The sequence below is a fragment of the Ruminobacter amylophilus genome, from assembly GCF_900115655.1.
Classification (GTDB): domain Bacteria; phylum Pseudomonadota; class Gammaproteobacteria; order Enterobacterales; family Succinivibrionaceae; genus Ruminobacter; species Ruminobacter amylophilus.
The window spans coordinates 1-2714 of record NZ_FOXF01000089.1 but is presented as its reverse complement, the minus strand read 5'-3'; the positions used below and the strand labels follow the sequence as shown (position 1 = coordinate 2714).

Sequence of the window (2714 nt, the reverse complement as noted above, 5' to 3'; positions counted from 1 at the left end):
TCTCTTTTACCACAAGATGAAGTACCAACTAAAAGATCTCCTGGCAGACCAAAAAAGAATGTATAGTATTACGATTTGGGAAAGTTCTACTTAAATATTGCTTGGTTAATAACTTACTTATAATTGTTCCGGCGGCTCCGGAACAGGCCCGGAAACTGACGGATATAACATCTACACATCTAGATATATCAATGTGAAATACATTTTTTTTGGCAACCAGCTCCGGTTGCCAATATTCAATGCGATCCTGTTTATCAGGTTCTCCGTTTAATGTTTAGCTGCACAGCATTTTCTGCTGTTGTCATATCTGGTATACGACGAAATCATCTCCTTGAATGATTCCACCCCTTCCGGTGAAATGGAATAGTAAGTCCACTTTCCGTCTTTTCTGCATACCACCAGGTCGCTGTCACAGAGTATCTTCATATGATGTGAAAGAGTCGGCTGTGAAATTTTAAGAAGTTCCATCAGGGAACAGCCGCATTTTTCACCATCCTGAAGAGCCAGTAAAATAGCCAGACGGCTTTCATCGGTAAAAGCTTTCGCTCTTCTTACATCTTCTCTGAAACCCATAACAACTCCCGATATGCGGACATTATAGCACCTCACATTCTCATATATCAATATGTAAATCTATCAATATATAAAAAAATACCCCATACCACAGAATATAAAATACTTTTATTCCTGATTCAATTCATTTTTACCTGTAAATCGGTCAATACTTTATAAGTCCGTCAAATCCTTTCCGTAATACAGTTCCCAGCCTAACAAAATAAACGCCGGTAGAGATTATCCGAATCAGTTCCATTATTCCTGTTCCTGAAATTATTTTTATCGAGTGCACTAACTGTCTCAATTCTGACGACATTTATCACCTTCAGCGGATTATATTACGGCAGTTTGTCATTCTGTTAAGTACGTCCATGCAGAAAGTAACGGCCGTGATGCATAATACTCAGCCGGAGACACGGAAATTTAAACAGACTTATCCAGGAGGATACGAAACATGAAGCTTGCAACTGCACTGTCCGAAAGAGCGGATTTACAGAAAAGAATATCTGATCTTGGTGTAAGACTTAATAACAACGCCAAGGTTCAGGAAGGCGAAAAGCCGGCTGAAGAACCGGAAGTACTTCTTAAGGAACTGAACGACTGTCTGCTCCGTCTTGAGGAACTGATGGCAAGAATCAACAAAACCAATAACATGACCAGAGCCGGAGATCAGACAATCACCGATCTGATTGCAAAGCGTGACTGCCTGAAGACACGCGTCAAAATAATGAGAGATTTTCTGAATGCTTCAAGTGATATGGTAAACAGATATTCCAAAACCGAAATAAAAATATGCAGTACCGTATCGGTTGCCGAACTTCAGAAAAAAGTAGATGCCTGGTCAAAGCAGCTTAGAGAAACAGATGAAAAAATTCAGGAGCTTAACTGGCTGACTGAACTTATTTAAATTTTATGACGGTAGTCCTGTCAGGCTGGTAACATCTCTGCGATTGAGAATGAATCGCGCTTTCAGTGGTGCATGTCAGGCACGTGCGGGGTTCAACTCCCCGGTTACACTGTACGCCATGTAATGAAACACTAGTAAAACGCACTTTGTATATTTACTACCTGTTACCGGTGACAGGATGAGGGTTGGGTTCGGGGATTTTTTTAAGATACAGAAAGCCGTGACGGAAAACGTCACTGCTTCTTACTAAAAGCATGAATTGTTTTCATTCACCCATGGTACTGCACAGTAGTCACCATACAGATTCATGATAAATAAGCGATTTCATCTGTACGGCATCAGAATCGTTTATAGTTTCTGTACGCAATAAGCCCGTAAACAGAAGACCTGCAACGATGATAAACGAAATTACCATTTTAATAACCCAAGTTTCCCCCGTGATTTTGAGTGGAAAAAAATAACGCAACCGCATGGATTTAAGAGTTTTAAAATTAAAAGTTTTGAACCACTCCGAGTGACCACGAAAAATCAAGGCCTGAAGAGGTATCAAAACTTAGGGTCAAAAGTCACGGATAAAAATCAGGGAAAAAGGTTAAAAAATGAACTACGGATATGCACGAGTCAGTACATTGAGTCAGGCAAGAGACGGAAACTCTCTTGATGCTCAAAAAGTAGCCTTAAGGGAAGCAGGGGCCACGGAAATTTATGCCGATGCTTTTACCGGAACCAAAACAGACAGACCGGAACTAAATAAGCTGCTCGAAAAAATAGCTCCTGGAGACACTCTAATTTTTACCAAGCTGGATCGTGTAGCCAGAAATCTGACTCAGGGAATTGAGCTCATTGAAAGTTTAGCTGCAAGACAAATCAAAGTTCATGTCCTTAATATAGGAATTATTGATGAGTCTCCGGCCGGAAAATTAATCCGTAACGTTATGTTGGCTTTTTCCGAATTTGAAAGAGACATGATTGTTCAGAGAACAAAGGAAGGAAAAGCTATTGCCAGGACTGATCCTAATTTTAAGGAAGGGCGCCCGAAAAAATTTACGGAGGCTCAAATAAATCATGCCAGAGAACTGCTTAAGACAAATACCTATGCTAATGTAGTGGCCATGACTGGTATAAGCAGATCTACATTGAAGCGTATCAACAAGACAATATGAAAAGTTAAGATCAATTTAGTATTAGATAAAGTTTAACAGTATCTCACTGAGATTATTTAATAGATGTGCTAGACTAAACTCCATGAGAA

General features: G+C 39.8%; 3 protein-coding genes. 2 read left to right on the top strand and 1 reads right to left on the bottom strand.

Annotated features, from left to right (window positions below; all coding sequences use genetic code 11):
- Window positions 1–267 precede the first annotated feature (267 nt).
- Window positions 268–573 (bottom strand): ArsR/SmtB family transcription factor, encoded by a 306-nt coding sequence (locus BMY80_RS11790; protein WP_031580249.1) that lies wholly within the window; start codon window positions 571–573, stop codon window positions 268–270.
- Window positions 574–1009: 436 nt separating this feature from the next.
- Between BMY80_RS11790 and BMY80_RS11785 the strand changes: the two genes are divergently transcribed.
- Together BMY80_RS11785 and BMY80_RS11780 are read left to right on the top strand one after the other, a co-directional pair.
- Window positions 1010–1462 carry a DIP1984 family protein gene (locus BMY80_RS11785; RefSeq protein WP_031580250.1) on the top strand — a complete coding sequence of 151 codons (453 nt, stop codon included), beginning with the start codon at window positions 1010–1012 and terminating at the stop codon, window positions 1460–1462.
- A gap of 599 nt (window positions 1463–2061) precedes the next feature.
- On the top strand, window positions 2062–2625 hold the full coding sequence (locus tag BMY80_RS11780; RefSeq protein WP_093143915.1) for a recombinase family protein: 564 nt from the start codon (window positions 2062–2064) through the stop codon (window positions 2623–2625).
- Window positions 2626–2714 lie beyond the last annotated feature (89 nt).